We start from the raw sequence: 23,555 nt of genomic DNA on the forward strand, positions 1-23,555 counted from the left end.
CGTCGACCGCCAAGCCAGCTTGCATCAGCGTCTCAAGTGCCCGTCATCCGCCTCGACCGCGTGGCGTGCCACCCTGCCAGCGGCGGAAGGCCCGGTAGAACGGTGACAGTTCGGCGAAGCCGCAGGCCCGTGCGACCTCTCGCACGCTCAGGCCCTGATCCAGCAGGCGCAACGCACACAACCGCCGCACTTCATCATGCAATAGCCGAAAGCTGCTGCCCTGCTCGCTCAGCGCTCGCTGCAAGGCACTGCGGTTGCTGCCCAGGGCCTGCGCGCACGCCTGCAGCGTGCAGGTCGTGGCGCCGATATTGAGCTCCAGCCAGTAGCGCACCCGTGCCAGCAGCTGGTTCTCCACCAACCCGGCCAGCTGCTTCTCGGCTTCCTCGCTGAGCACCTCGAACAAGCGTGGACTGGCGCTGCGCGACGGTCGCGCGAGCAGCGCACGGGGCAGGATCAGCGCATCGTGCGCCTGCGCGAAGCGCGGTTCGACGCCGAGCAGGCGCCGATGCTCGCCCAGCCTGCGTGGCGCGCGGTGACGAAAGTCGACGCCGAACAGCGGCAGTTCTCCGCTGGCAGCGGCGAGCATCTTCATCAGCAGCACCGCCAGGCATTCCATCTGCTGACGCAACGAGCCGACCTCGCGGTAGTTGAGGTCGATCACCAGGCGCACCTGCTCGCCCTCCTCCTCCAGCCGCGCGGCGAAACCACCGGAGAGGATGTGCTGGAAGCGCACGAAGGCCTGCAGCCCCTGGCGCAGATCACGGGCGGCCAGGAGCAGGTAGCCGACCACGTCCATCGGCCGTGGCTGCATCATTTCCCCCAGGTGCAGGCCGATGTCGGCATCGCCGGTGATACCCTCCAGCGCCTGCCAGAAGCGCGGCGCGTTGTCGTGGTCCTCACGCGCTTCCAGCAGCGGCGCGGCCAGGGCCACACCGGCATATGCCTGCCGATAGGTGTGGGTCGGGTCGAGCCCGAGCGCCGTCAGGGCCTCGTAGAGCAGGCGGCGCAACGTCGACGAATGGGTCAGGGCGACGAACTCGTGGGTGGCCATGCTGGCTCCTCGGCATGAATTGACCATAGACTTTCATCACTGCAGCATCTGGTCAATGTTGTCGCCACGGCTTCTGCGCAGAATGCAGCCCGACGCATCCCCCATAACAACAAGGACCGCTCGATGAAACGCTCCCTGACCGCCCTTGCCCTGCTCGTTGCCGCCGCAGCGGGCGGCCTGACCTGGTACCTGCACGACAAGCAACCGCAGCGCGACGGCGAGCTGGTGCTCAGCGAGCTGCACGCCCCGGTCACGGTCAACTACGACGAACTGGGTGTCCCGCACATCCGTGCCGAGAACGAGGCCGACCTGTATCGCGCCCTGGGCTACGTGCACGCCCAGGACCGCCTGTTCCAGATGGAGCTGCTGCGGCGTCTGGCCCGCGGCGAACTGGCCGAAGTGCTGGGTGAGAAGCTTGTGCCTACCGACCGCCTGTTCCGCACCCTGGAGCTGGGTCGCCACGCCGATACCTATGCCACCCGCCTGGATGCCGACAGCCCGTCCGTGCAGGCCCTGCAGAACTACCTCGATGGCATCAACCAGTACCAGGCCAGCCGCCCGCTACCGGTGGAATTCGACCTGCTGGGCATCGAGCCGCGCCCCTTCACCGTCGCCGACACCCTGAGCGTCGCCGGCTACATGGCCTACAGCTTCGCCGCTGCGCTGCGTACCGAGCCCCTGATGAGCCACGTGCGCGACAGCCTGGGCGCGGATTACCTCAAGGTCTTCGATCTCGACTGGCACCCGGACGGTGTAGTCGGCAGCGCCCTGAGCGCCGGCGACTGGAAGGACCTCTCCGCCCTCGCCCAGCTCAGCGACACGGCCCTGGCCGACAGCGGCCTGCCGCAGTTCGAAGGCAGCAACGCCTGGGCCGTGTCCGGCAGCCGCACCGCCAGCGGAAAACCCCTGCTGGCCGGCGATCCGCACATTCGCTTCTCGCTGCCGGCGGTGTGGTACGAGGCGCATCTGCAGGCGCCCGGCTACGAACTCTACGGTTACCACCACGCGCTGATCCCCAGTGCCATGCTCGGCCACAACCGGGACTTCGCCTGGAGCCTGACCATGTTCCAGAACGACGACCTCGACCTGATCGCCGAGCGCGTCAACCCGGACAACCCCAACCAGGTCTGGTACCAGGGCCGCTGGGTCGACCTGGAGCAGCGCACGGAGACCATCCAGGTCAAGAATGCAGCGCCCGTGCAGCTCACCCTGCGCCGCTCGCCGCACGGACCGATCATCAACGATGCCCTGGGCCAGACCAGCGGCAGCACGCCAATCGCCATGTGGTGGGCCTTCCTGGAGACCGACAACCCGATCCTCGACGCCTTCTACCAGTTGAACCGTGCCAATACCCTGGACAAGGCCCGCACCGCCGCCGAGAAGATCGAAGCGCCCGGCCTCAACGTGGTCTGGGCCAATGCCGCCGGTGACATCGGCTGGTGGGCGGCTGCCAAGCTGCCGCTGCGCCCGGCCGGGGTCAACCCGACCTTCATTCTCGACGGCGCCAGCGCCGAGGCGGACAAGCTCGGCTACCACCCCTTCAGCGCCAACCCGCAGGAAGAGAACCCGGCACGCGGCTATATCGTCTCGGCCAACTACCAGCCGGTGCCGGCCAGCGGCATCGAGATTCCCGGTTACTACAACCTGCCCGACCGTGGCCAGCGCCTCAATCAGCGCCTGAGCGACGCCTCGGTGAAGTGGGACCTGCACAACAGCCAGGCCCTGCAGCTCGATACAGGCACCGATTACCCCATGCGCGTGCTGACGCCGATCCTCGACGAGCTGCGCGCCGCCGCCCAGGGCGAGCAGGAGCAGGCCATGGTGCAGGCCCTGGCCGACTGGAACGGCGAGCATCCGCTGGACTCGGTGAGCGCCACCCTGTTCAACCAGCTGCTCTATCAGCTGGCTCACGAGGCCATGGCCGATGAGCTGGGCGACGCCTTCTTCGACAGCCTGCTGCAAAGCCGCGTGCTCGACGTCGCCCTGCCGCGCCTGGCCGCCGATGCGACGTCGCCCTGGTGGCATCGCCAGGGTGGCAGCGGCGAGGAAACCCGTGCGCAGATCGTCGCCGACGCCTGGCGCGCCAGCCTGGCACACCTGCGCGAGCAGTTCGGTGATGATCCTGCCGCCTGGCAATGGGGACGCGCCCATACCCTGACCCACACGCACCCGCTGGGCCAGCAGCAGCCACTGGCCTGGCTGCTGAATGCCGGCCCGTACGCGGCTCCGGGCAGCCACGAGGTGCCGAACAACCTCTCGCACAAGATCGGTCCGGCCCCCTGGCAGGTGGTCTACGGGCCCTCGACCCGCCGCCTGGTCGACCTGGCCGATGCCAGCACGGCACTCGGCAGCAACCCCGTGGGCCAGAGCGGCGTGCCGTTCGACCCGCACTACGCCGACCAGGCCGCCGGCCACGTACTGGGCGTCTACCGGCCGCAGCACCTGAGCGAAGCGGACGTGACGGCCAACAGCCAGGGCACGCTCAGGCTGCTGCCCCGCTGAGCACCACCCGGCCTGCGCCTGCTGCGTCGCAACGACCAGCCTCCCCCGCGCAGCCGGGCCTGCCCCACTCACAGCGTGGTGCGCCGCCGGTGCATCACGCTGCACGCTGGTGCACAGCACCCGCAAAGACCGCCCTTCTGCGCTCCCCACTGCACCGCAAGCCCCAGGAAACAAGGGCTTCACGCCCATGTAAGAAAACTGGCACACGCCCTGCATAGGCTAAGGCAATCCAGGTTTTGGGGGCCTTGGTACAGGCAGGCCGGGGAATCCCCTTCTTTATTCGACGCGGACGCCGCGTCACCGCAGTACGCCGCCGCTGATCCACGGGCACGGCGTCACCCGTTTCGGGGACCTTGGTACAGGCAGGCCGGGGAATCCCCTCTTTATTCGACGCGAACGCCGCGTCATGGCAGTCCGCCGCCGCTCATCCATGGGCACGGCGTTACCCGTTTCGGGGACCTTGGTACAGGCAGGCCGGGGAATCCCCTTCTTTATCTGGGACGCAGCGCCAGCTGCACGCGCCAGCGTCCATCCTCCTGCGCACCGCGCCACTCCCCGTCCAGCGGACGGGGCGACACCAGTACCAGCAGCAGGTCCCGCCCGTCGCGCTCCACGCGCCAGTTCACCAAGCCCAGCGGCAAGCTCAGGCGCCCCTCGCGGACACGTCCGTAGGCATCCTCGAAGCGATACCTCAGCGCACCGTCGGCGTGCTCGGCCAGCGCCTGCGGCTCGCGGTTGAACCAGAGCTGCACCCCCTGCTCCCAGGGCTCGACCTGCTCGATACGCAAGCGGGGCGGGTCGAACGCGCGGCCGATCATGCTGCCGACGAGAAAGGCGATGAGCATCACCGAGGCCATGAAACGCCAGCGCAAACGCGGCCGTGGATCTTCAGGCGGCGTAGAATGGCGCTCATCCCAGTGCTCGGAGTGCTGCATGTTCCACGTCATCCTCTTTCAACCGGAAATCCCGCCCAATACCGGCAACATTATCAGGCTGTGCGCCAACAGCGGCTGTCGGTTGCACCTGATCGAACCACTGGGTTTCGAGCTGGACGACAAGCGCCTGCGTCGCGCCGGGCTGGATTACCACGAATACGCCACGCTCGAACGCCACGCCGATCTGCAGAGCAGCCTGGACAGCATCGGCCAGCCGCGCGTGTTCGCCTTTACCACCAAGGGCTCGCAGCCGTTCCACGAGGTCGCCTACCAGCCCGGCGACGCCTTCCTGTTCGGCCCGGAAAGCCGGGGCCTGCCGGAAGAAGTGCGTAACGCCCTGCCGGTGGAGCGACGCGTGCGCCTGCCGATGCGCGCCGGCTGCCGCAGCCTGAACCTGTCCAACACCGTGGCGGTGACCGTCTACGAGGCCTGGCGCCAGAACGGCTTCGCCGACAGCGAATGAAGCCGATAAAGAAAAAGCGCCCCTGAGGGCGCTTTTTTTCATCCGACCCGCTCGCCTCAGTGGGCAGTGGTCTCGGCCTGGCCTTCCTGCTGCATGCGCTGCAGTTCCTGGGCGTACAGGGCATCGAAGTTGACCGGAGAGAGCATCAGTGCCGGGAACGAACCACGGGTCACCAGGCTGTCCAGCGCTTCACGAGCGTAAGGGAACAGGATGTTCGGGCAGAAGGCGCCGAGGGTGTGGCTCATGGACGCGGCGTCCAGGCCCTTGATCAGGAAGATGCCGGCCTGTTGCACTTCGGCGATGAAGGCCACTTCTTCACCGTTCTTGACGGTCACCGACAGGGTCAGCACCACTTCGTGGAAGTCACCTTCCAGGGCCTTCTGACGCGTGTTCAGGTCCAGACCGACGCTCGGCGTCCACTCCTGGCGGAAGATTTCCGGGCTCTTCGGCGCTTCGAAGGACAGATCCTTGACGTAGATACGCTGCAGAGAGAATTGCGGGTTTTGCGACTCGGCAGCGGCGGCGCCGCTGTTGGCTTGCTCGGTCATGGCGTTTGCCTTCCTTAACGTTGCGGTTTCAAGCGGGGCTCTGCAGCAGGGCGTCGAGCTTGCCGGCGCGCTCCAGGGCATAGAGATCGTCACAGCCACCGACATGGGTGCTGCCGATCCAGATTTGCGGCACCGAGGTGCGTCCGGCCTTGCGGGTCATCTCCGCGCGCACGGCCGGCTGGCCGTCGACACGAATCTCGTCGAAATCCACCCCTTTGCTGGCCAGCAATTGCTTGGCCCGCATGCAGTAGGGGCACCAGTCGCTGGAGTAGATGACCACCGTGCTCATGTCACTTCACCAGCGGCAGGTTGTCGGCGCGCCAGGTCGCGATGCCGCCGGACAGCTTGGCAGCGGTGTAGCCGGCCTTCTGCAGCTCGCGGGCGATGGTGCCGGCGTGCTGGCCAGCGGCATCGACGACGACGATGGTCCTGGCCTTGTGCTTTTCCAGCTCGGCGATGCGTGCAGTCACCTTGTCGTAGGGGATGTGCAGCGCGTCGACGATATGCCCGGCGGAGAATTCCTTCTGGGCCCGCACATCGAGCACCACGCCCTTGTCGGAGTTGACCAGCGCGGTCAGCTCGCGGCTCGACAGGCTCTGGCCGCCCTTGCGCATCTCGGTGACGATCAGCAGCACCAGCAGAACGGCGAACAATCCACTCAGTACATAGTGGTTAATGATGAATTCAATCAGGTTGGCGAACATCTATAGGGCCCAGGACGGTAAAATGCCGGCCAGTATACACAGCCCCACAGGTCGGCCAAACCCCGTCCGGCAGTGACGCGCCAGGCGCTTGGCCGTAGAATGCCCGGCTTTGTTTCCCGTCCATCGACCCAGAGCGAGCCAGCTTAATGAGCGCCACGCCCAAACCCTTGGTTCTGATCATCCTCGACGGCTTCGGTCACAGCGACAACCCCGAGTACAACGCCATCCACGCCGCCAACACGCCGGTCTACGATCGCCTGCGCGCCACCTTCCCGCACGGCCTGATCTCGGGCAGCGGCATGGACGTCGGTCTGCCGGATGGGCAGATGGGCAACTCCGAGGTCGGCCACATGAACCTCGGCGCCGGGCGCGTGGTGTATCAGGACTTCACCCGCGTGACCAAGGCCATCCGTGACGGCGAGTTCTTCGACAACGCCACGATCAACCAGGCCGTGGACAAGGCCGTGGCCGCCGGCAAAGCCGTGCACATCCTCGGCCTGCTCTCCGATGGTGGCGTGCACAGCCATCAGGATCACATCGTCGCCATGGCCGAACTGGCCGCCAAGCGTGGCGCCGAGAAGATCTACCTGCACGCCTTCCTCGACGGTCGCGACACCCCGCCGAAGAGCGCGCAACCGTCCATCGAGCTGCTCGACGCCGCCTTCGCCCGCCTCGGCAAAGGCCGCATCGCCAGCCTCACGGGCCGCTACTTCGCCATGGACCGCGACAACCGCTGGGACCGCGTGGAGCAGGCCTACAACCTGATCGTCGACGGTGCCGGCCAGTTCAACGCCGCCGATGCCGTGGCAGGCCTGCAGGCCGCCTATGCACGGGGCGAGAGCGATGAGTTCGTCAAGGCCACCACCATCGGCGACGCGGTACAGGTCGAAGACGGCGACGCCGTGGTGTTCATGAACTTCCGCGCCGACCGCGCACGCGAGCTGACCCGCGCCTTCGTCGAGCCCGGTTTCAAGGAATTCGAGCGCAAGCGCGCGCCACAGGTCGGTTTCGTCATGCTCACCCAGTACGCGGCGAGCATCCCGGCGCCTGCGGCATTCGCGCCGGAAGCACTGACCAACGTGCTCGGCGAGTACCTGGCGAAGAACGGCAAGACCCAGCTGCGCATCGCCGAAACCGAGAAATACGCCCACGTCACCTTCTTCTTCTCCGGCGGCCGTGAAGAGCCGTTCGAGGGCGAAGAGCGCATCCTCATCCCCTCCCCTGACGTCGCCACCTACGACCTCAAGCCGGAAATGAGCGCGCCGGAAGTAACCGACAGGATCGTCGACGCCATCGAGAACCAGCGCTTCGACGTGATCATCGTCAACTACGCCAACGGCGACATGGTCGGCCATACCGGCGTGTTCGAGGCTGCGGTCAAGGCCGTGGAGACCCTGGACAGCTGCGTCGGCCGCATTGCCGAGGCGCTGGAGAAGGTCGGCGGCGAAGCGCTGATCACCGCTGACCACGGCAACGTCGAGCAGATGGAAGACGAGTGCACCGGCCAGGCGCACACGGCCCACACCTGCGAGCCCGTGCCGTTCATCTATGTCGGCAAGCGCCCGGCGCGCATCCGCGAAGGCGGCGTGCTGGCTGACGTGGCGCCCACCCTGCTGAAGCTGATGGGCCTCGAGCAGCCGGCGGAGATGACCGGCAAGAGCATCGTCGAGCTCGACTAGCACGCAGGTCGCGGGCCGCTGCACGTCACGCTCGTCGGCCAGGCGCAGACTGCATGAAGCGGCGCTGATCGACAGAAAACAAGAAACGCCCCGCGCCATGAGGCCTGGGGCGTTTTTTTTGCCCGGCGGCGCGGGCATACTAGGCCTCAGCCTCAATCCACCTTCCGGTGCCGCCCCGCCCATGCTTCGCATTCTTGCCCTGATCCTGCTCAGCAGCCTGATCGCACCCGCCTTCGCCGATCAGCGCGCCGATACCCAGCGCCAGCTGGAGGCCGCGCGCCAGGATGTCGCCGAACTGAAGAAGATGCTGGAAAAACTGCAGCAGGAGAAATCCGGCGTCCAGCAGCAGCTGAAGAAGACCGAGACGGAGATGGGCGATCTGGAAAGCCAGGTCAAGGACCTGCAGCACGAGCTCAAGGACAGCGAGCAGGAAATCCAGCGCCTGGATCAGGAGAAAAAAAAACTCCAGAGCGCGCGCACTGAACAGCAACGACTGATCGCCATCCAGGCGCGGGCCGCCTACCAGAGCGGGCGCCAGGAGTACGTCAAGCTGCTGCTCAACCAGCAGAACCCGGAAAAGTTCTCGCGCACCCTGACCTATTACGACTACCTCAGCCACGCCCGCCTCGAACAGCTCTCGGCATTCAACGAGACCCTGCGCCAGCTGGCCAACGTCGAACAGGAAATCGCCAGCCACCAGGCTCAGCTGCAGACGCAGAAAGCCGGCCTGGATGAGCGCCACGCCAAGCTCGCCGACGTGCGCAAGCAGCGCCAGCAGGCGCTGGCCAAGCTCAACAGCGAGTTCGCCAACCGCGACCAGCGGCTCAAGGCCCGCCAGCAGGAGCAGGCGGAGCTTGGCCGCGTGCTCAAGACCATTGAGGAAACCCTGGCGCGCCAGGCCCGCGAAGCGGAAGAGGCACGCAAGCGCGCCCTGGTCGCTCAGCAGGCCCGGCCGAACAGCTCCGCCAGCGGCCCCGTGGTCACATCCGGCGCCACCTACGGCGGCCCCTTTTCCAGCGCTCGCGGCAAACTGCCATGGCCCGTCGATGGCCGTTTGGTAGCACGCTACGGAACCCCACGCGGCGGCGACGCTCGTACTAAGTGGGACGGCGTGCTGATCGGCGCACCCGCCGGCAGCCAGGTGCGTGCCGTGCATGGTGGCCGCGTGGTGTTCGCCGACTGGTTGCGTGGCGCCGGCCTGTTGGTCATTCTCGATCACGGCAATGGTTATCTGAGCCTGTACGGCCATAATCAGAGCCTGCTCAGGAATGCAGGGGACGTGGTCAAGGCCGGCGACCCCATCGCCACCGTTGGCAAGAGCGGTGGCCAGGAAACATCGGCGCTGTACTTCGCCATTCGCCAGAACGGTCGCCCGAGTGATCCGGCACAGTGGTGCCGCGCGCAGGGATAAGCGCTTCATCCATTTAGGAGTTGTCTTAATGTCTCATCGCTTTCGCCCCACCTGCCTGGCCCTGGCCCTTGGGCTGCTGCTCGGCGCTCCAGCCCTGCAGGCTGCCGAGCCTGCCCCCGCGCCGGCAGCGGCGGCGAGCAGCAAGGCGCCCCTGCCCCTGGATGAGCTGCGCACCTTCGCCGAGGTGATGGACCGCATCAAGGCCGCCTACGTCGAGCCGGTCAGCGACAAGACGCTGCTGGAGAACGCCATCAAGGGCATGCTCAGCAACCTCGACCCGCACTCGGCCTACCTCGAGCCCGAGGCATTCGCCGAGCTGCAGGAAAGCACCAGCGGCGAATTCGGCGGCCTGGGCATCGAGGTCGGCATGGAGGACGGCTTCGTCAAGGTGGTCTCGCCCATCGACGACACCCCGGCGTCCAAGGCCGGCATCGAGGCCGGCGACCTGATCGTCAAGATCGACGGCCAGCCGACCAAGGGCCTGTCGATGATGGAAGCGGTAGAGAAGATGCGCGGCAAGGCCGGCAGCAAGATCGAGCTGACCCTGGTACGCGACGGCGGCCGGCCGTTCGAGCTGACTCTGACCCGCGCCGTGATCAAGGTACGCAGCGTGAAGAGCCAGATGCTCGAGGACGGCTACGGCTACCTGCGCATCTCGCAGTTCCAGGTCAACACCGGCGAGGAAGTCGGCAAGGCCCTGAACAAGCTGCGCAAGGAAAACGGCAACAAGAAGCTGCGCGGCCTGGTCATGGACCTGCGCAACAACCCCGGCGGCGTGCTGCAGGCGGCCGTGGAAGTGGCCGACCACTTCCTCAAGAGCGGGCTGATCGTCTACACCGAGGGCCGCCTGGCCAACTCCGAACTGCGCTTCAATGCCGACCCGGCCGATGCCAGCGAAGGCGTGCCGCTGGTGGTGCTGATCAACGGCGGCAGCGCCTCGGCATCGGAAATCGTCGCCGGCGCCCTGCAGGACCACAAGCGCGCCGTACTGATGGGCACCGACAGCTTCGGCAAGGGCTCGGTACAGACGGTGCTGCCGCTGAACAACGATCGCGCGCTGAAGCTCACCACCGCGCTGTACTTCACCCCGAACGGCCGCTCGATCCAGGCTCAGGGCATCATCCCGGACATCGAGGTGGCACGCGCCAAGCTCACCCGCGAGCAGGACAACGAGGGCGTCAAGGAAGCCGACCTGCAAGGCCACCTGGGCAACGGCAACGGTGGCGCGGACCGCCCGAGCCGGGGCGCACAGGCCGCACGCACGGACCGCCCGCAGGACCAGGACTACCAGCTGAGCCAGGCACTCAACCTGCTCAAGGGGCTGAGCGTCACCCGCGGCGACTGAAGCGGGTCGTGATGCAAGAACGCCGCAGTTTCTCGCGAAACTGCGGCGTTTTCATTGCTGCCGGAAACAGCGGCGCCAGGCGCAGCTGGCGGGCGGTGCGAACGACCGCCCGAGCCGGCCGGCTTACAGATAGCTGTTGGTGATATCGTCGATGAAGCCTTCGTTGCGCAGTTCGTCGAGCGCCTTCTGCAAGCGTTCGATGACCTCGTCGGGCGTGTCCTTGTTCAGCGCCAGGTACAGCTCGGCATCGTTGAAGCGCAGCACGGTGTTGAGGCCGCTGACATCTTCCTGCTTGGCCAGGTAGCGGCCCACCGGATCGGTGGTGGCCCACAGGTCGATCTGCCCGCGCACCAGCTTCTTCACGTTCTCCTGATCACGCAGGGCGTTGATCGGCTGCAGGCCCTGGCTCTCCAGGTGCTGGCTGACCGCATCGTTCTTGTACGCGCCGACGCGGTACTTGGCGGCATCCTTGAGGCTCGACACCTTGATGTCGTTACCCGGCGCGGCGAGCAGTACCCAGCCGGTCTTGGCGATCGGGCCGACCCACTTGAACAGCGGCTGACGCTCGGCCGTGTAGGTGGTGGAGAACAGGCCGTAGTTGGGCTTGTCCAGGGTCAGGCGGTAGAGGCGGTCCCAGGGGAAACGCAGGGTCAGGGTGTACTCGATGCCGGCGCGCTTGAACATCTCGCGCACGATGTCGGCGCTGATGCCGTCGATGCCGTCGTCACGGGCGAAGTTCTTGTCGTCCACCGCCATGTTGAAGGGCGGGAAATTCTCGGTCAGCAGCACCACCTTGTAATCCTGCGGGAGTTCCGCGTGCACGGAACCGCAAGCGAGAAACAGGGCGACAAACAGGCTTTTCTTCAGAGTTTTCAGCATAAGACGTACCGCTCGCATGATTTTTGGTTATGGCTAGCGGCATCCTTGCATGGGACCGAGCCCGGTCATTGGCACTCAGTGGCTCTGCCATCCATGGCGAGCGCCCGGCTCGTGGCCGGACGCATGTTCGGTACTTACAGGTAACTGTTGAGAATGTCGTCGACGAAGCCTTCGGCGCGCATCTGGTCCAGCGCAGCCTGCAGCTTGCTGACGATCTCGTCGGGGATATCCTTGTTCAGCGCCAGATACAGCTCGGCACTGTCGAAACGCAGGACAGTCCTCAGGCCGGAGATACCCTCCTGCTTGGCCAGGTAGCGCCCGGCGGGATCACCCGTGGCCCATAGGTCGATCTGCCCGGCCATCAGCTTGCGAGCATTTTCCTGGTCACGCAACGAGGTGCTGTGCTCGACGCCCTTCTCGGTCAGGTACTCGGAGATGGCATCGCCCTTGTACGCGCCGATGCGGTACTTCTTGGCCTGGTCCAGGCTGGTCAGGCTGATCGGGTTGTCGCCCTTGGCCAGCAGGACCCAATCGTCCGGGCCGATCGGCCCCACCCACTTGAACAGCTCCTCGCGCTCGGGCAGGCGGGCGGCGACGAACACACCGTAGCCCGGTTTTTCCAGCGCCAGGTTGTAGATCCGATCCCAGGGGAAGCGCAGCGTCAGGCTGTACTTGACGCCCGCACGCTTGAACATCTCCTTGATGATATCCACGGCGATACCGTCGATATTGTCTTCCTGGGCGAAGTTCTTGCCATTGATGGCCATGTTGTAGGGCGGGAAGTTCTCGGTCAGCAGAACCACGCTGTAGTCGGGGTCCACTTCGGCGCGCGCAGCGCCAGACAGCACCACAAGGGTGCCGGCCATTGCGATCAGCAGGCGTTTGAGCATGGCGTTTCTCTTTCTGTGAATAAGGCAGACTGCATCAGGATAACCGCCATGCCCTCCCCGGCCCAGCGATTACTGGCCGATTGCCTCAATAGCGCGCTTCGATGCTCTTCAGTGCACCTTCCGCACGCAACGACTCCAATGCCTTCTGCAACTTCTGCACCAGCTCGTCCGGCGTCTGCAGATTCAGCGCAAGATAGAGGTCGACCGAGTTCAGGTGCTGAACCACCTTGAGGTTCTCTACGCCTTCCTGACGGGCGGTAAGCGGTCCGGCCTGGCTGGAGGCAATCCACAGATCGATCTGACCTTTGTCGAGCTTCCTGACGTTTTCCGCATCACGCAGTGCGGCCGTGACCTCCAGGCCCCTGTCCAGCAGGAACTGGGTCTTGGCATCGCCCTTGTAGCCACCGATCCGATAACGCCGCGCGTCTTCGATGCTGGCCAGCTGGATCGGGCTATCGCCCTTGGCGAACAGCACCCAGTCGTACCTGGAGATGGGCCCAACCCATTTGAACAGCCCCTCACGCTCGGCGGTACGCGCGGTGGAAAACACCCCGTAACCCGCATCGTCCAGTGTCTGCTGGTACACGCGCTGCCAAGGGAAGCGCAGGATCTGCTGGCACTCGACCTCGGCACGCTCGCATACCGCGCGCAGGATGTCGGAGCTGATACCCGTGATCCCGTCGTCACGGGCGTAGTTGGTGCCGGATACCGACATGTTGAAGGGCGGCATGTTTTCCGTGAGCAGCACCAGCGGCTCGGCACGCGCAATGCTGAGACCACACGACAGGACGAAAATAGTCACGAATCGAAGAAGGAACATGAAGACTCCATGTCGAAGATGTTCGACAAAGGGCAACCCTCCACCAGAGGCAGAGAGTCAGGGTTTTAGAGATGATGATTAATGCTAGCTGGATCGCTGGCACTTTGCCGTCGACTCGCCCGCAGCTTTGCGCAGCGGGCAGGTCGAAGTGGCGGCAATCAGCGTACGACGATGCCGCGGCTGGCCAGGTAGGCCTTGGCTTCCGGCACGGTGTACTCGCCGAAATGGAAGATGCTCGCGGCCAGCACGGCATCGGCCTTGCCTTCGAGGATGCCATCGGCCAGGTGCTGCAGGTTGCCGACACCACCGGAGGCGATCACCGGCACGCGTACCGCTTCGCTGATGGCACGGGTCACGCCCAGGTCGTAGCCGCTCTTCACGCCATCCTGGTCCATGCTGGTGAGGAGGATTTCCCCGGCGCCCAGCCCTTCCATCTTGCGCGCCCACTCCACGGCATCGAGGCCAGTCGGCTTGCGCCCGCCATGCGTGAAGATCTCCCAGCGCCCCGGCTCGCCCGGCGCCGATACACGCTTGGCGTCGATGGCGACGACGATGCACTGCGAGCCGAAGCGCGCGGCCGCCTCACCGACGAACTCGGGGTTGAACACCGCAGCGGTGTTGATCGAGACCTTGTCGGCACCGGCATTGAGCAGGTTGCGGATGTCCTGCACGGTACGCACGCCACCGCCGACGGTCAGCGGAATGAATACCTGGCTGGCCATGCGCTCGACGGTATGCAGCGTGGTATCGCGGTTGTCGACGCTGGCGGTGATGTCGAGAAAGGTGATCTCGTCGGCGCCCTGCTCGTCGTAGCGGCGCGCGATCTCCACCGGATCGCCGGCATCGCGGATGTTCTCGAACTTGACGCCCTTGACCACGCGGCCGTTGTCGACGTCGAGGCAGGGGATGATGCGTTTAGCCAGTGCCATACGGTGCTCCCGTAGGGTGGGTGCAACCCACCGATAAAGATTGCGTCAGTTGCGGCGGGTTTGACCCCGCCCTACGGTTCAGCCCTTGAAGCCGTCGCAGAAGCGCTGCGCCTCAGCCACGTCCAGGGTGCCTTCATAGATGGCACGCCCGGTGATGGCGCCGATGATGCCTGGCGAACGCGCCAGCAGCAGCTTCTCGATATCGCCGAGGTTGTGGATGCCACCGGAGGCGATCACCGGGATCTTGCTGGCGGCAGCCAGTGCGGCAGTGGCTTCGACGTTGCAGCCCTGCATCATGCCGTCTTTGGCGATGTCGGTATAAACGATGGCGGACACACCGTCCGCCTCGAAGCGCCTGGCCAGGTCGGTGGCCTGCACGCTGGAGACCTCGGCCCAACCGTCGGTGGCGACGAAGCCGTCCTTGGCATCCAGGCCGACGATGACCTTGCCCGGGAAGGCCTTGCACGCTTCGCTGACGAACTCGGGCTCTTTGACTGCCTTGGTGCCGATGATCACGTAGCTGACGCCGGCGCGCACGTAGTGCTCGATGGTTTCCAGGGTACGGATGCCGCCGCCGATCTGGATCGGCAGGTTGGGGTAGCGCTTGGCGATGGCGGTGACCACTTCGCCATTGACCGGCTGACCTTCGAAGGCGCCGTTCAGGTCGACCAGGTGCAGACGGCGGCAGCCGCCCTCGACCCACTTGGCCGCCATGCTCACCGGGTCATCGGAGAACACCGTGGAATCTTCCATGCGGCCCTGGCGCAGGCGCACGCAGGCGCCGTCCTTCAGATCGATAGCGGGGATAATCAGCATCGGTTGAACCTGCTCAAGTTTGAATTCGGTAAGGCGCTCAGTTCTTCTCGAGCGCCCAGAGGTCGCTCTCGATGCTCTCGAACCTGTCTTTCAGGTGCGCCTGCACATCGAGAATGGCCTTGTTGTAGTAGTGCGGTGCCAGCTCGCGGGTGATCAGGTCCAGCACTTCCTGAACCTCGAAGGTGCCCAGCTGCAGCTCGAAACGCTCATCGAGAAAACGCTGCAGCAGCAACAGCGCCGCCTGCTCCTGGGCAGGTTCGAGCGCCAGACTGGGGACCTTGGCCCGCGCCATTACCAGCGACCGTCCCAGGCGATGAAGTTCTGCAGCAACTGCAGGCCGTGGGTGTGGCTCTTCTCCGGGTGGAACTGCACGGCGAAGCGCGAACCCTCGGCCAGCGCGGCGGCGAAGTCCTTGCCATAGTGGCCACGGCCGACCACCTGCTGCGGCTTGCCGGCCTCGATGTAGTAGCTGTGCACGAAGTAGAAGCGCGCCTGGTCGGGAATGTCGTGCCACAACGGATGCTTGACCGCCTGGCTGACTTCGTTCCAGCCCATGTGCGGCACCTTCAGGCGCTCGCCGTCCTCGGCAAGGTCCTTGCCGAAGAAACGCACCTGACCGGGGAACAGGCCAATGCAGTCCACACCGTCGTTCTCTTCGCTGCGTTCGAGCAGCGCCTGCATGCCGACGCAGATACCCAGGAACGGCCGGTCGGCGCTGACTTCACGCACCAGCGCATCGAAGCCCAGGCGTCTGATCTCGCCCATGCAATCGCGGATCGCCCCCACACCGGGGAACACCACGCGATCCGCCTCGCGGATCACCTTGGCATCGCTGGTCACCAGTACGCGGCCAGCGCCGACGTGTTCGAGCGCCTTGGCCACCGAGTGCAGGTTGCCCATGCCATAGTCGATTACGGCTACCGTCTGCATTTACAGGCAACCCTTGGTCGACGGCATCTGCCCGGCCATGCGCGGGTCCAGCTCGACGGCCATGCGCAGCGCGCGGCCGAAGGCCTTGAACACGGTCTCTATCTGGTGGTGGGTGTTGTGCCCACGCAGGTTGTCGATGTGCAGCGACACCAGCGCGTGGTTGACGAAGCCCTGGAAGAACTCCTGGAACAGGTCGACATCGAAGTTGCCGACCACCGCGCGGGTGAACGGCACGTGCATCTGCAGGCCGGGACGGCCGGAGAAGTCGATCACCACGCGCGACAGCGCCTCGTCCAGCGGCACATAGGAATGGCCATAGCGAGTCATGCCCTTCTTGTCGCCGATGGCCTTGGTGAAGGCCTGGCCCAGGGTGATGCCGACGTCCTCGACGGTGTGGTGATCGTCGATGTGCAGATCGCCCTTGCACTCGATATCGAGGTCGATCAGACCATGACGGGCGATCTGGTCGAGCATGTGCTCGAGAAAGGGCACACCGATGTCGAAGCGCGCCTTGCCGGTGCCATCCAGGTTGATCGAGACCTTGACCTGGGTCTCGAGGGTGTTGCGCTCGACGAATGCCGTACGTTCGGCCATCACCAGCTCCACGAATTACCAACGGAAAAAGGCCGATATTATAGGCGTGCCGGGGGCGCAACGGCTACCGGCGATGGTCGGGCGGGTACAACCGGCAAACGAAAAAGCCCGCGCAGGTCGCAGACCGGCGCGGGCTTTTCGTTACCAGGACGGGTTACTGGAACAGCACGACCGTCTTCTGCAGGGTGATCCACACACCCCAGGCCAGCGGCACGCCGACCACCAGCCAGGCGAACACCGCCACCGGCTTGCTCGACGGATCAGCCGCCCACTCCAGCTCGCTCGCCGCCGGTGCCGACTTCTCGCCATGGGCGCGCTCGGCAGCCAGCTCGGCTTCGTTCATGAAGTACTTCGGCGCCACCGGACGCACCAGGGCGTTGCAGATGAAGCCCAGCACCAGCAGGCCGGAGAGGATATACAGGGTGATGTCGTAGGCCGCGGCCTTCTCCACACCGATGCTCAACTGGTACTCGCGCAGGTAGTTGACCAGCACCGGACCCAGCACGCCGGCCACAGCCCAGGCAGTCAGCAGGCGGCCATGGATGGCGCCGACGTTCTGCGTACCGAACAGGTCGGCCAGGTAGGCCGGCACGGTGGCGAAGCCGCCGCCGTACATCGACAGGATCACGCAGAATGCCAGGACGAACAGCGCCAGGCTGCCCAGGTGGCCGAGCATCGGCACCGAGGCGTAGAGCGCCAGCCCCAGGCCGAAGAACACGAAATAGGTGCCCTTGCGGCCGATGAAGTCCGAGCAGGATGCCCAGAAGAAGCGCCCACCGATGTTGAACAGGCTAAGCAGGCCGGTGAAACCCGCGGCGATGGCGGCGATCTCCGCTAGCTGCGCAGCGCTGAGTTCGTTGAAGGCCAGGTCGACACCGATCAGCCTGCCGGCGAAGACTTCCTGCAGCAGCGGCGAAGCCATGCCGATGATGCCGATGCCCGCCGAGACGTTCAGGCACAGAACGGCCCAGACCAGCCAGAACTGCGGCGTCTTCCAGGCGGTATTAACGTGCACGTGACCCTTGGTGATCATGGCGTTGTTGGCCTTGGCCGCCGGGGCGGTCCAGCCAGCCGGTTTCCAGCCGGTCGGCGGTACGCGGTACGCCAGGGCGCCGCCCATCATGAAGACGAAGTAGATCGCCGCCATCACCACGAAGCTCTGCCAGACACCGACGCTGTCCGGCGTGGCGAAGTGGTTCATCAGCATCGCCGCCAGCGGCGCACCGACCATCGCACCACCACCGAAGCCCATGATCGCCATGCCGGTGGCCATGCCGCGCTTGTCCGGGAACCACTTGATCAGGGTCGACACCGGAGAGATGTAGCCCAGCCCCAGGCCGATACCGCCGATGACCCCGGAACCCAGCCACAACAGCCAGATCTGGTGGGTATAGATGCCCAGCGCGGAAATCAGCAGACCACCGCACCAGCACAGCGCGGACACGACGCCAGCCTTGCGCGGGCCGGCATGCTCCAGCCAGCCACCCCAGATGGCAGCCGAGCAACCGAGAAAGACGAAGAACAGGGTGTAGACCCAGCCGAGCATGGAGATCTGCCAGTCGCAGTTGCTGGCGAACACCTGCTCGAAGAAGCCCATGTCGGGCGCACAGGCCGTGGCAGCGGTGATGCCCACGGCCTTGGACAGCGGCAGCCAGAAGACGGAGAAGCCGTAGGCCATCCCGATGCAGAGGTGGATGGCGAGGGCAGCAGGCGGAACCAGCCAGCGGTTGAAACCGGTTTTCGCGATGATGCGTTCCTTGGACAGAAATGCAGGCTTTGCCGCAACACCGTCCAATGCAAAGGCGTCAGTCATAGGGAGTTTCTCTTTTTATGTTGGCAAGCGAACCAAGGCAGGCGCGACAATGCACCGCAGCCAAAGTTTGCAGAGAGTAGCACCCAGGCGCGACAAATCGCCGCGCTGCTGAAGTTTTTTTAGCGTTTCACGCACTTTTCATGTGATTTCAGCAAAAAAGCAAAAGGCCGCATCTATCGACCGATAGATGGCGTCGATGCCCCTGCCGTTTCCGCCACGAACGCCAGGCCGATCACGCGACGACGACCAGGCCCGCATGACCACCGGGAACCGCTTGCCGGGTTTTCGATCCAACACCCAGCCGAGCACCGCGACCCGCCCACTGCGAACGCCTCGCGACTGCGCATGAGGCTATAATCGGCGACCGTCTGTTTCCCGCCATTCCAGCCATCGAAACCAAGGACCCCGCTCATGAAAGCGCTAGGCAAGATCCTGGGCCTTTTCTTTCTCGGCTTGCTACTGATCATAGTGGCGCTGCTGTTTGCCCTGACCCACCTGTTCGACCCCAACGACTACAAGGACGAGATTCGCCAGATCGCCCACGACAAGGCCAACCTCGACCTGCAACTCAAGGGTGACATCGGCTGGAGCCTGTTCCCCTGGCTGGGCCTGGAACTGACCGACGCCACCCTGGCCAGCGCCGATACGCCGGACAAACCCTTCGCCGACCTGCGCCTGATCGGGCTCTCCGTGCGCGTGATGCCGCTGCTGCGCAAGGAAGTGCAGATGAGCGATATCCGCATCGACGGCCTCAACCTCAACCTGCAGCGTGACGACAAGGGCCACGGCAACTGGGAAGGCGTCGGCCGCCCCGCCGAGACCACCGTGGCGCAGCAATCGCCTGGCGAACCCGCCCCGAGCGAGGACATCCCTGCCGAGCAGCCAGGGGAAAAACCCGCCGGCCAACCGCTGAAGCTGGACATCGACAGCCTGAGCCTGAGCAATTCGCGCATCGACTACAGCGATGCACAGAAAGGCCAGCAGTTCACCCTGGAGAACATCGAACTGAAGACCGGCGCCATCCGCGAAGGCGCGAGCATTCCGCTCAAGCTCAGCGCCTTCTTCGGCACCAACCAGCCGGTGCTGCGTGCGCGCAGCGAAGTGGAAGGCCAGCTGCGCTTCGACCGGGCCCTCAAGCGCTACCAGTTCGAAGACCTGAAGCTGGCCGGCGAAGTCTCGGGCGAACCGCTCAAGGGCAAGACCCTGAACTTCTCCGCACAAGGCCAGCTGCTGGTCGATCTGGCGGCCAACATCGCCGAATGGAACAGCCTGAAGCTCTCCGCCAACCAGCTGCGCGCCCTGGGCGAACTCAAGGCCCGCGAGCTGGACAAGGACGCCAAGCTGTCTGGCGGCCTGTCCATCGCGCCGCTCAACCTGCGCGAGTTCCTCGATGGCATCGGCGTGGAGCTGCCGAAGACCCGTGACGCCAACAGCCTCAACCAGTTCGAACTGGTCAGCCGCCTGAATGGTTCGAGCAACGGCATGATGCTCGAAGACCTCACCCTCAAGCTTGACGGCAGCACCTTCACCGGCAGCCTGGGCGTGGCAGACTTCGCCCGTCAGGCGCTGCGCGCCGACCTCAAGGGCGACACGCTCAACCTGGACGACTACCTGCCGCCGGAGACCAAGGACAAGGCCGCCGCAGCGCGCCAGGCCGAGGTCAAGGACAGCATCTCCAGCGCCGGCAAGGACGGCAGCACACCACTGCCCAATGCGCCGACCCAGCAGGCCTGGAGCGACGACAAGGTCCTGCCGGTCGATCAGCTGCGCAAGCTCGACCTGCAGCTGGCCCTGAGCCTGGGGCAACTGACCTTCGACCAGCAGCCGTTCACCGACGTGACCCTGAAAGCCAACGGTCGCGGCGGTCTGATCACCCTGCAGGACGTTCGCGGCAAGCTGCAGGGCGGCAGCTTCAGCGGCAATGGCCGCATCGACGTGCGCCAGGCCGAGCCCATGCTCAGCGTGGAGAAACGCCTCAGCCGCATGCCCGTCGAACCCTTCCTGAAGAAGGACGGCCAGCCCGCGCCGATCCGTGGCCTGCTCGACCTCGACGCCAAGTTCAACACCCGTGGCAACAGCCAGAAGGCCTGGGTCGAAGCGCTCAACGGCACCGCCAGCTTCGTGCTCAACGATGGCGTGCTGGTCGATGCCAACCTCGAGCAGCAGCTCTGCCGTGGCATCGCCACCCTCAACCGCAAGGCCATGAGCAACCCGCCGACCGGCAAGGACACCCCCTTCCGCGAGCTCAAGGGCAGCCTGAGCGTGCGTAACGGCGTAGCGCACAACCCGGACATGAAGGCGCAGATCCCGGGCCTGGCGGTAAGCGGCAAGGGCGACCTCGACCTGCGCGTGCTCGGCATCGACTACCAGGTCGGCATCACCATCGAAGGCGACCAGCGCGAGATGCCCGACCCGGCCTGCCAGGTCAACGAGCGCTATGTCGGCATCGAATGGCCGCTGCGCTGCCGCGGTCCGCTGGAGCTTGGCGCCAAGGCCTGTCGCCTCGACCAGGACGGCCTCGGCAAGATTGCTGCGCGCCTGGCCGGCAACAAGCTGACCGAGAAGCTCGAGGAGAAACTCGGCGACAAGGTCAGCCCGGAGCTGAAAGACGCACTCAAGGGCCTGTTCAACCGATGAGCCCCGAGCAGTTCAACGGCGCCGTGCTGGCCTGGTACGACCAGCACGGACGCAAGGACCTGCCCTGGCAGCAGGGCATCACGCCCTACCGTGTCTGGGTGTCGGAAATCATGCTGCAGCAGACCCAGGTCAGCACCGTGCTCGGCTACTTCGACCGCTTCATGGCCGCCCTGCCGACCGTGAAGGACCTGGCCGAGGCGGCGGAAGACGAAGTGCTGCACCTGTGGACCGGCCTGGGCTACTACACCCGTGCGCGCAACCTGCAGAAGACCGCGCAGATCATCATGCGCGAGCATGGCGGCGAGTTTCCGCGCAGTGTCGACGCCCTCAGCGAACTGCCCGGCATCGGCCGCTCCACCGCCGGCGCCATCGCCAGCCTGAGCATGGGCCTGCGCGCGCCGATCCTCGACGGCAACGTCAAGCGGGTACTGGCACGCTACGTGGCGCAGGAGGGCTACCCCGGTGAGCCGAAGGTGGCCAGGCAACTGTGGGACGTGGCCGAGCGCCTGACCCCGCACGAGCGCGTCAACCATTACACCCAGGCGATGATGGACCTCGGCGCCACCCTGTGCACCCGCAGCAAGCCGACCTGCCTGTTGTGCCCGGTGCGCAGCGGCTGCCAGGCGCACCTGCTCGGCCTGGAAATCCGCTACCCGGTGGCCAAGCCGCGCAAGGCCCTGCCGCAGAAACGCACCCTGATGCCACTGCTGGTCAACGCTGACGGCGACATCCTGCTCTATCGCCGGCCGTCGACTGGACTGTGGGGCGGGCTGTGGAGCCTGCCGGAACTGGACGACCTCGAGCAGCTCGTTGCGCTCGGCCAGCAGCGCCAGCTCGACCTCGGCACACGCCGTGAACTGGAAGGCCTGACCCACACCTTCAGCCACTTCCAGCTGGCGATCGAACCCTGGCTGGTGCGGGTGACCGAGCAGCCGAGCCGCGTGGCCGAGGACGACTGGCTCTGGTATAACCTCGCCACCCCGCCGCGCCTGGGCCTTGCCGCCCCGGTGAAGAAGCTGCTGAAACGCGCGGCGCAAGCCATTACCGCTGGAGAACCGACATGACCCGCACCGTGCTGTGCCGCAAATACAAACAGGAACTGCCCGGCCTGGATCGCGCGCCCTACCCCGGCGCCAAAGGCGAAGACATCTTCAACAACGTCTCCAGGCAGGCCTGGGACGAGTGGCAGAAGCACCAGACCATGCTGATCAACGAGCGTCGCCTGAACATGATGAACGCCGAGGATCGCAAGTTCCTCCAGGCCGAGATGGACAAGTTCCTCTCCGGCGAGGAATACGCCCAAGCCGAAGGCTACGTGCCGCCCAGCGAATAAGCATGCAGGAGGGAGAGGCTCTGGCCACGGCAACCGTCGCCAATTGCCCACGCGCGACCTGGCCGGCCCTCCCCGCTTTTCTCGCTCATGAACCTAAGCGCCCGAAATATTTAAATATTTTTCCAACTCACGCTTGACACTGATCCTGCAAATCCGTCTAATAGCGCCCCGTTGGCCCAGGTAGCTCAGTTGGTAGAGCAGGGGATTGAAAATCCCCGTGTCGGCGGTTCGATTCCGTCCCTGGGCACCACTGATACATGACAAAGAGCCTCAGCCACGTGCTGGGGCTTTTTGCTTTCTGCCTCCCGCAAATTTCTCGTGCCATTGTTTCGCCTGCGCGACAAGCAACTGTAACCAGGCGACACCTGCGACCCGGCGACCTGCTATCGCCCGGCAAACGGCTTGGCGGTCACGGAAACGCTATGCTAGCTTGGCCGCCAGCCAGGATGGCCCGCCGTACGCCGGAGCGCATTCGAAGAAGAAGAGGATCACACCCCATGGCCGAGGCGACGCCCGCGCTGGAAATCCGCAACCTGCACAAACGCTACGGCGATCTCGAAGTGCTCAAGGGCATTTCCCTGACGGCCAGGGACGGTGACGTCATCTCCATCCTCGGTTCTTCCGGCTCCGGCAAGTCCACCTTCCTGCGCTGCATCAACCTGCTGGAAAACCCGCACGAGGGTCAGATCTTCGTCGCTGGCGAGGAGCTCAAGCTCAAGGCCGCGAAGAACGGCGACCTGATCGCCGCCGACAACAAGCAGATCAACCGCCTGCGCAGCGAGATCGGCTTCGTCTTCCAGAATTTCAATCTGTGGCCGCACATGAGCGTGCTCGACAACATCATCGAGGCGCCGCGCCGCGTACTGGGCCAGAGCAAGGCCGAAGCCACCGAGGTGGCCGAGGCGCTGCTGGCCAAGGTCGGCATCGCCGACAAGCGTCATGTCTATCCCAACCAGCTTTCCGGCGGCCAGCAGCAGCGTGCAGCCATTGCCCGCACCCTGGCCATGCAACCGAAGGTGATCCTCTTCGATGAACCGACTTCGGCCCTCGACCCGGAGATGGTACAAGAAGTGCTTAATGTGATTCGCGCGCTTGCCGACGAGGGTCGCACCATGCTGCTGGTTACCCACGAAATGAGTTTCGCTCGCCAGGTGTCCAGCGAGGTGGTGTTCCTCCACCAGGGCCTGGTCGAGGAGCAGGGGCCACCCGCCCAGGTGTTCGAAAACCCGCAATCGGCACGCTGTAAACAATTCATGTCCAGCAATCGCTAACACGG

General features: G+C 65.1%; 23 protein-coding genes and 1 tRNA gene. 10 read left to right on the forward strand and 14 right to left on the reverse strand.

What is annotated here, in order from left to right; genetic code table 11:
* Positions 1 to 43 precede the first annotated feature (43 nt).
* Positions 44 to 1,051, reverse strand: a complete 1,008-nt coding sequence (locus tag EWH21_RS22910; RefSeq protein WP_277699410.1) for an AraC family transcriptional regulator — start codon at positions 1,049 to 1,051, stop codon at positions 44 to 46.
* Between the two features lie 123 nt (positions 1,052 to 1,174).
* Between EWH21_RS22910 and EWH21_RS22915 the strand changes: the two genes are divergently transcribed.
* Complete coding sequence (locus tag EWH21_RS22915; RefSeq protein ID WP_277699411.1) at positions 1,175 to 3,553, forward strand: penicillin acylase family protein; 2,379 nt, start codon at positions 1,175 to 1,177, stop codon at positions 3,551 to 3,553.
* A 491-nt stretch (positions 3,554 to 4,044) separates the two neighbouring features.
* On the opposite strand, the gene EWH21_RS22920 is transcribed toward EWH21_RS22915, so the two are convergent.
* Positions 4,045 to 4,488: a hypothetical protein gene (locus EWH21_RS22920; RefSeq protein WP_047586524.1), complete on the reverse strand. Its 444-nt coding sequence runs from the start codon at positions 4,486 to 4,488 to the stop codon at positions 4,045 to 4,047.
* On the opposite strand from EWH21_RS22920, the gene trmL reads away from it, so the two are divergent.
* Positions 4,487 to 4,951, forward strand: coding sequence for a tRNA (uridine(34)/cytosine(34)/5-carboxymethylaminomethyluridine(34)-2'-O)-methyltransferase TrmL (gene trmL / locus EWH21_RS22925; protein ID WP_277699412.1), 465 nt, complete (start codon positions 4,487 to 4,489; stop codon positions 4,949 to 4,951). The genes EWH21_RS22920 and trmL overlap by 2 nt on opposite strands.
* A 56-nt stretch (positions 4,952 to 5,007) precedes the next feature.
* On the opposite strand, the gene secB is transcribed toward trmL, so the two are convergent.
* From secB to EWH21_RS22940, 3 genes are read right to left on the reverse strand one after another with little or no spacing between them, the layout of a single operon-like run.
* Entirely contained in the window at positions 5,008 to 5,499 is a 492-nt protein-coding gene (gene secB / locus EWH21_RS22930; protein ID WP_037055281.1) for a protein-export chaperone SecB, read from the reverse strand.
* A gap of 28 nt (positions 5,500 to 5,527) precedes the next feature.
* Positions 5,528 to 5,788: a glutaredoxin 3 gene (gene grxC, locus EWH21_RS22935; protein WP_037055283.1), complete on the reverse strand. Its 261-nt coding sequence runs from the start codon at positions 5,786 to 5,788 to the stop codon at positions 5,528 to 5,530.
* Between the two features lies 1 nt (position 5,789).
* Positions 5,790 to 6,203 carry a rhodanese-like domain-containing protein gene (locus EWH21_RS22940; RefSeq protein WP_037055285.1) on the reverse strand — a complete coding sequence of 138 codons (414 nt, stop codon included), beginning with the start codon at positions 6,201 to 6,203 and terminating at the stop codon, positions 5,790 to 5,792.
* Between the two features lie 146 nt (positions 6,204 to 6,349).
* On the opposite strand from EWH21_RS22940, the gene gpmI reads away from it, so the two are divergent.
* The 3 genes from gpmI (at position 6,350) to EWH21_RS22955 (ending at position 10,638) form a co-directional block, all read left to right on the forward strand.
* Entirely contained in the window at positions 6,350 to 7,882 is a 1,533-nt protein-coding gene (gene gpmI / locus EWH21_RS22945; RefSeq protein ID WP_150606940.1) for a 2,3-bisphosphoglycerate-independent phosphoglycerate mutase, read from the forward strand.
* Positions 7,883 to 8,063: 181 nt separating this feature from the next.
* Positions 8,064 to 9,293 carry a murein hydrolase activator EnvC gene (locus tag EWH21_RS22950; RefSeq protein ID WP_037055290.1) on the forward strand — a complete coding sequence of 410 codons (1,230 nt, stop codon included), beginning with the start codon at positions 8,064 to 8,066 and terminating at the stop codon, positions 9,291 to 9,293.
* Positions 9,294 to 9,321: 28 nt separating this feature from the next.
* Positions 9,322 to 10,638: a S41 family peptidase gene (locus EWH21_RS22955; protein WP_134676370.1), complete on the forward strand. Its 1,317-nt coding sequence runs from the start codon at positions 9,322 to 9,324 to the stop codon at positions 10,636 to 10,638.
* Between the two features lie 123 nt (positions 10,639 to 10,761).
* Here the strand turns inward: EWH21_RS22955 and EWH21_RS22960 are convergent, their stop codons facing one another.
* From EWH21_RS22960 to EWH21_RS23000, 9 genes are all read right to left on the reverse strand, one after another.
* Positions 10,762 to 11,517 (reverse strand): ABC transporter substrate-binding protein, encoded by a 756-nt coding sequence (locus EWH21_RS22960; RefSeq protein WP_037055293.1) that lies wholly within the window; start codon positions 11,515 to 11,517, stop codon positions 10,762 to 10,764.
* Positions 11,518 to 11,651: 134 nt separating this feature from the next.
* On the reverse strand, positions 11,652 to 12,407 hold the full coding sequence (locus tag EWH21_RS22965; RefSeq protein ID WP_037055296.1) for an ABC transporter substrate-binding protein: 756 nt from the start codon (positions 12,405 to 12,407) through the stop codon (positions 11,652 to 11,654).
* Between the two features lie 85 nt (positions 12,408 to 12,492).
* The gene (locus tag EWH21_RS22970) at positions 12,493 to 13,227 is read right to left on the reverse strand and encodes an ABC transporter substrate-binding protein (protein ID WP_277699413.1); all 735 of its coding nucleotides are present in this window, start codon (positions 13,225 to 13,227) and stop codon (positions 12,493 to 12,495) included.
* A gap of 158 nt (positions 13,228 to 13,385) precedes the next feature.
* Complete coding sequence (hisF, locus tag EWH21_RS22975) at positions 13,386 to 14,156, reverse strand: imidazole glycerol phosphate synthase subunit HisF (protein ID WP_037055302.1); 771 nt, start codon at positions 14,154 to 14,156, stop codon at positions 13,386 to 13,388.
* 78 nt (positions 14,157 to 14,234) lie between these two features.
* Positions 14,235 to 14,972, reverse strand: coding sequence for a 1-(5-phosphoribosyl)-5-[(5-phosphoribosylamino)methylideneamino]imidazole-4-carboxamide isomerase (gene hisA / locus EWH21_RS22980; RefSeq protein WP_037055305.1), 738 nt, complete (start codon positions 14,970 to 14,972; stop codon positions 14,235 to 14,237).
* 37 nt (positions 14,973 to 15,009) lie between these two features.
* The gene (locus EWH21_RS22985) at positions 15,010 to 15,264 is read right to left on the reverse strand and encodes a DUF2164 domain-containing protein (protein WP_037055307.1); all 255 of its coding nucleotides are present in this window, start codon (positions 15,262 to 15,264) and stop codon (positions 15,010 to 15,012) included.
* On the reverse strand, positions 15,264 to 15,902 hold the full coding sequence (gene hisH, locus EWH21_RS22990; protein WP_037055309.1) for an imidazole glycerol phosphate synthase subunit HisH: 639 nt from the start codon (positions 15,900 to 15,902) through the stop codon (positions 15,264 to 15,266). Before hisH ends, EWH21_RS22985 begins: the two co-directional genes overlap by 1 nt.
* Entirely contained in the window at positions 15,903 to 16,496 is a 594-nt protein-coding gene (gene hisB / locus EWH21_RS22995) for an imidazoleglycerol-phosphate dehydratase HisB (protein ID WP_017675949.1), read from the reverse strand.
* 154 nt (positions 16,497 to 16,650) lie between these two features.
* The gene (locus EWH21_RS23000) at positions 16,651 to 18,309 is read right to left on the reverse strand and encodes an OFA family MFS transporter (protein WP_037055312.1); all 1,659 of its coding nucleotides are present in this window, start codon (positions 18,307 to 18,309) and stop codon (positions 16,651 to 16,653) included.
* A gap of 411 nt (positions 18,310 to 18,720) precedes the next feature.
* On the opposite strand from EWH21_RS23000, the gene EWH21_RS23005 reads away from it, so the two are divergent.
* From EWH21_RS23005 to EWH21_RS23025, 5 genes are all read left to right on the forward strand, one after another.
* Positions 18,721 to 20,946 (forward strand): AsmA family protein, encoded by a 2,226-nt coding sequence (locus EWH21_RS23005; RefSeq protein WP_277699414.1) that lies wholly within the window; start codon positions 18,721 to 18,723, stop codon positions 20,944 to 20,946.
* Entirely contained in the window at positions 20,943 to 22,010 is a 1,068-nt protein-coding gene (gene mutY / locus EWH21_RS23010; RefSeq protein WP_277699415.1) for an A/G-specific adenine glycosylase, read from the forward strand. The genes EWH21_RS23005 and mutY overlap by 4 nt, the downstream gene beginning before the upstream one ends.
* Positions 22,007 to 22,279, forward strand: coding sequence for an oxidative damage protection protein (locus EWH21_RS23015; RefSeq protein WP_037055319.1), 273 nt, complete (start codon positions 22,007 to 22,009; stop codon positions 22,277 to 22,279). The genes mutY and EWH21_RS23015 overlap by 4 nt, the downstream gene beginning before the upstream one ends.
* Before the next feature lie 174 nt (positions 22,280 to 22,453).
* Positions 22,454 to 22,529, forward strand: a tRNA-Phe gene (locus EWH21_RS23020).
* 247 nt (positions 22,530 to 22,776) lie between these two features.
* A complete protein-coding gene (locus EWH21_RS23025) occupies positions 22,777 to 23,550 on the forward strand; it encodes an ABC transporter ATP-binding protein (protein ID WP_037055322.1) in 774 nt (257 codons plus the stop codon).
* The last annotated feature ends 5 nt before the right edge of the window (positions 23,551 to 23,555 follow it).

This window comes from Pseudomonas sp. REST10 (assembly GCF_029542605.1).
Classification (GTDB): domain Bacteria; phylum Pseudomonadota; class Gammaproteobacteria; order Pseudomonadales; family Pseudomonadaceae; genus Aquipseudomonas; species Aquipseudomonas khazarica.

Bases quoted from the DNA above. Each gene is read 5' to 3' on its own strand.
- EWH21_RS23000 (WP_037055312.1), bottom strand. From the start codon at position 18,309: ATGACTGACGCCTTTGCATTGGACGGTGTTGCGGCAAAGCCTGCATTT.
- EWH21_RS22915 (WP_277699411.1), top strand. From the start codon at position 1,175: ATGAAACGCTCCCTGACCGCCCTTGCCCTGCTCGTTGCCGCCGCAGCG.
- EWH21_RS22950 (WP_037055290.1), top strand. From the start codon at position 8,064: ATGCTTCGCATTCTTGCCCTGATCCTGCTCAGCAGCCTGATCGCACCC.
- EWH21_RS23015 (WP_037055319.1), top strand. From the start codon at position 22,007: ATGACCCGCACCGTGCTGTGCCGCAAATACAAACAGGAACTGCCCGGC.
- grxC (WP_037055283.1), bottom strand. From the start codon at position 5,788: ATGAGCACGGTGGTCATCTACTCCAGCGACTGGTGCCCCTACTGCATG.
- EWH21_RS22960 (WP_037055293.1), bottom strand. From the start codon at position 11,517: ATGCTGAAAACTCTGAAGAAAAGCCTGTTTGTCGCCCTGTTTCTCGCT.
- hisH (WP_037055309.1), bottom strand. From the start codon at position 15,902: ATGCAGACGGTAGCCGTAATCGACTATGGCATGGGCAACCTGCACTCG.
- EWH21_RS23005 (WP_277699414.1), top strand. From the start codon at position 18,721: ATGAAAGCGCTAGGCAAGATCCTGGGCCTTTTCTTTCTCGGCTTGCTA.
- mutY (WP_277699415.1), top strand. From the start codon at position 20,943: ATGAGCCCCGAGCAGTTCAACGGCGCCGTGCTGGCCTGGTACGACCAG.
- EWH21_RS22985 (WP_037055307.1), bottom strand. From the start codon at position 15,264: ATGGCGCGGGCCAAGGTCCCCAGTCTGGCGCTCGAACCTGCCCAGGAG.
- EWH21_RS22970 (WP_277699413.1), bottom strand. From the start codon at position 13,227: ATGTTCCTTCTTCGATTCGTGACTATTTTCGTCCTGTCGTGTGGTCTC.
- EWH21_RS23025 (WP_037055322.1), top strand. From the start codon at position 22,777: ATGGCCGAGGCGACGCCCGCGCTGGAAATCCGCAACCTGCACAAACGC.
- EWH21_RS22920 (WP_047586524.1), bottom strand. From the start codon at position 4,488: ATGCAGCACTCCGAGCACTGGGATGAGCGCCATTCTACGCCGCCTGAA.
- hisF (WP_037055302.1), bottom strand. From the start codon at position 14,156: ATGGCACTGGCTAAACGCATCATCCCCTGCCTCGACGTCGACAACGGC.
- EWH21_RS22910 (WP_277699410.1), bottom strand. From the start codon at position 1,051: ATGGCCACCCACGAGTTCGTCGCCCTGACCCATTCGTCGACGTTGCGC.
- trmL (WP_277699412.1), top strand. From the start codon at position 4,487: ATGTTCCACGTCATCCTCTTTCAACCGGAAATCCCGCCCAATACCGGC.
- secB (WP_037055281.1), bottom strand. From the start codon at position 5,499: ATGACCGAGCAAGCCAACAGCGGCGCCGCCGCTGCCGAGTCGCAAAAC.
- gpmI (WP_150606940.1), top strand. From the start codon at position 6,350: ATGAGCGCCACGCCCAAACCCTTGGTTCTGATCATCCTCGACGGCTTC.
- EWH21_RS22940 (WP_037055285.1), bottom strand. From the start codon at position 6,203: ATGTTCGCCAACCTGATTGAATTCATCATTAACCACTATGTACTGAGT.
- hisA (WP_037055305.1), bottom strand. From the start codon at position 14,972: ATGCTGATTATCCCCGCTATCGATCTGAAGGACGGCGCCTGCGTGCGC.
- EWH21_RS22965 (WP_037055296.1), bottom strand. From the start codon at position 12,407: ATGCTCAAACGCCTGCTGATCGCAATGGCCGGCACCCTTGTGGTGCTG.
- EWH21_RS22955 (WP_134676370.1), top strand. From the start codon at position 9,322: ATGTCTCATCGCTTTCGCCCCACCTGCCTGGCCCTGGCCCTTGGGCTG.
- hisB (WP_017675949.1), bottom strand. From the start codon at position 16,496: ATGGCCGAACGTACGGCATTCGTCGAGCGCAACACCCTCGAGACCCAG.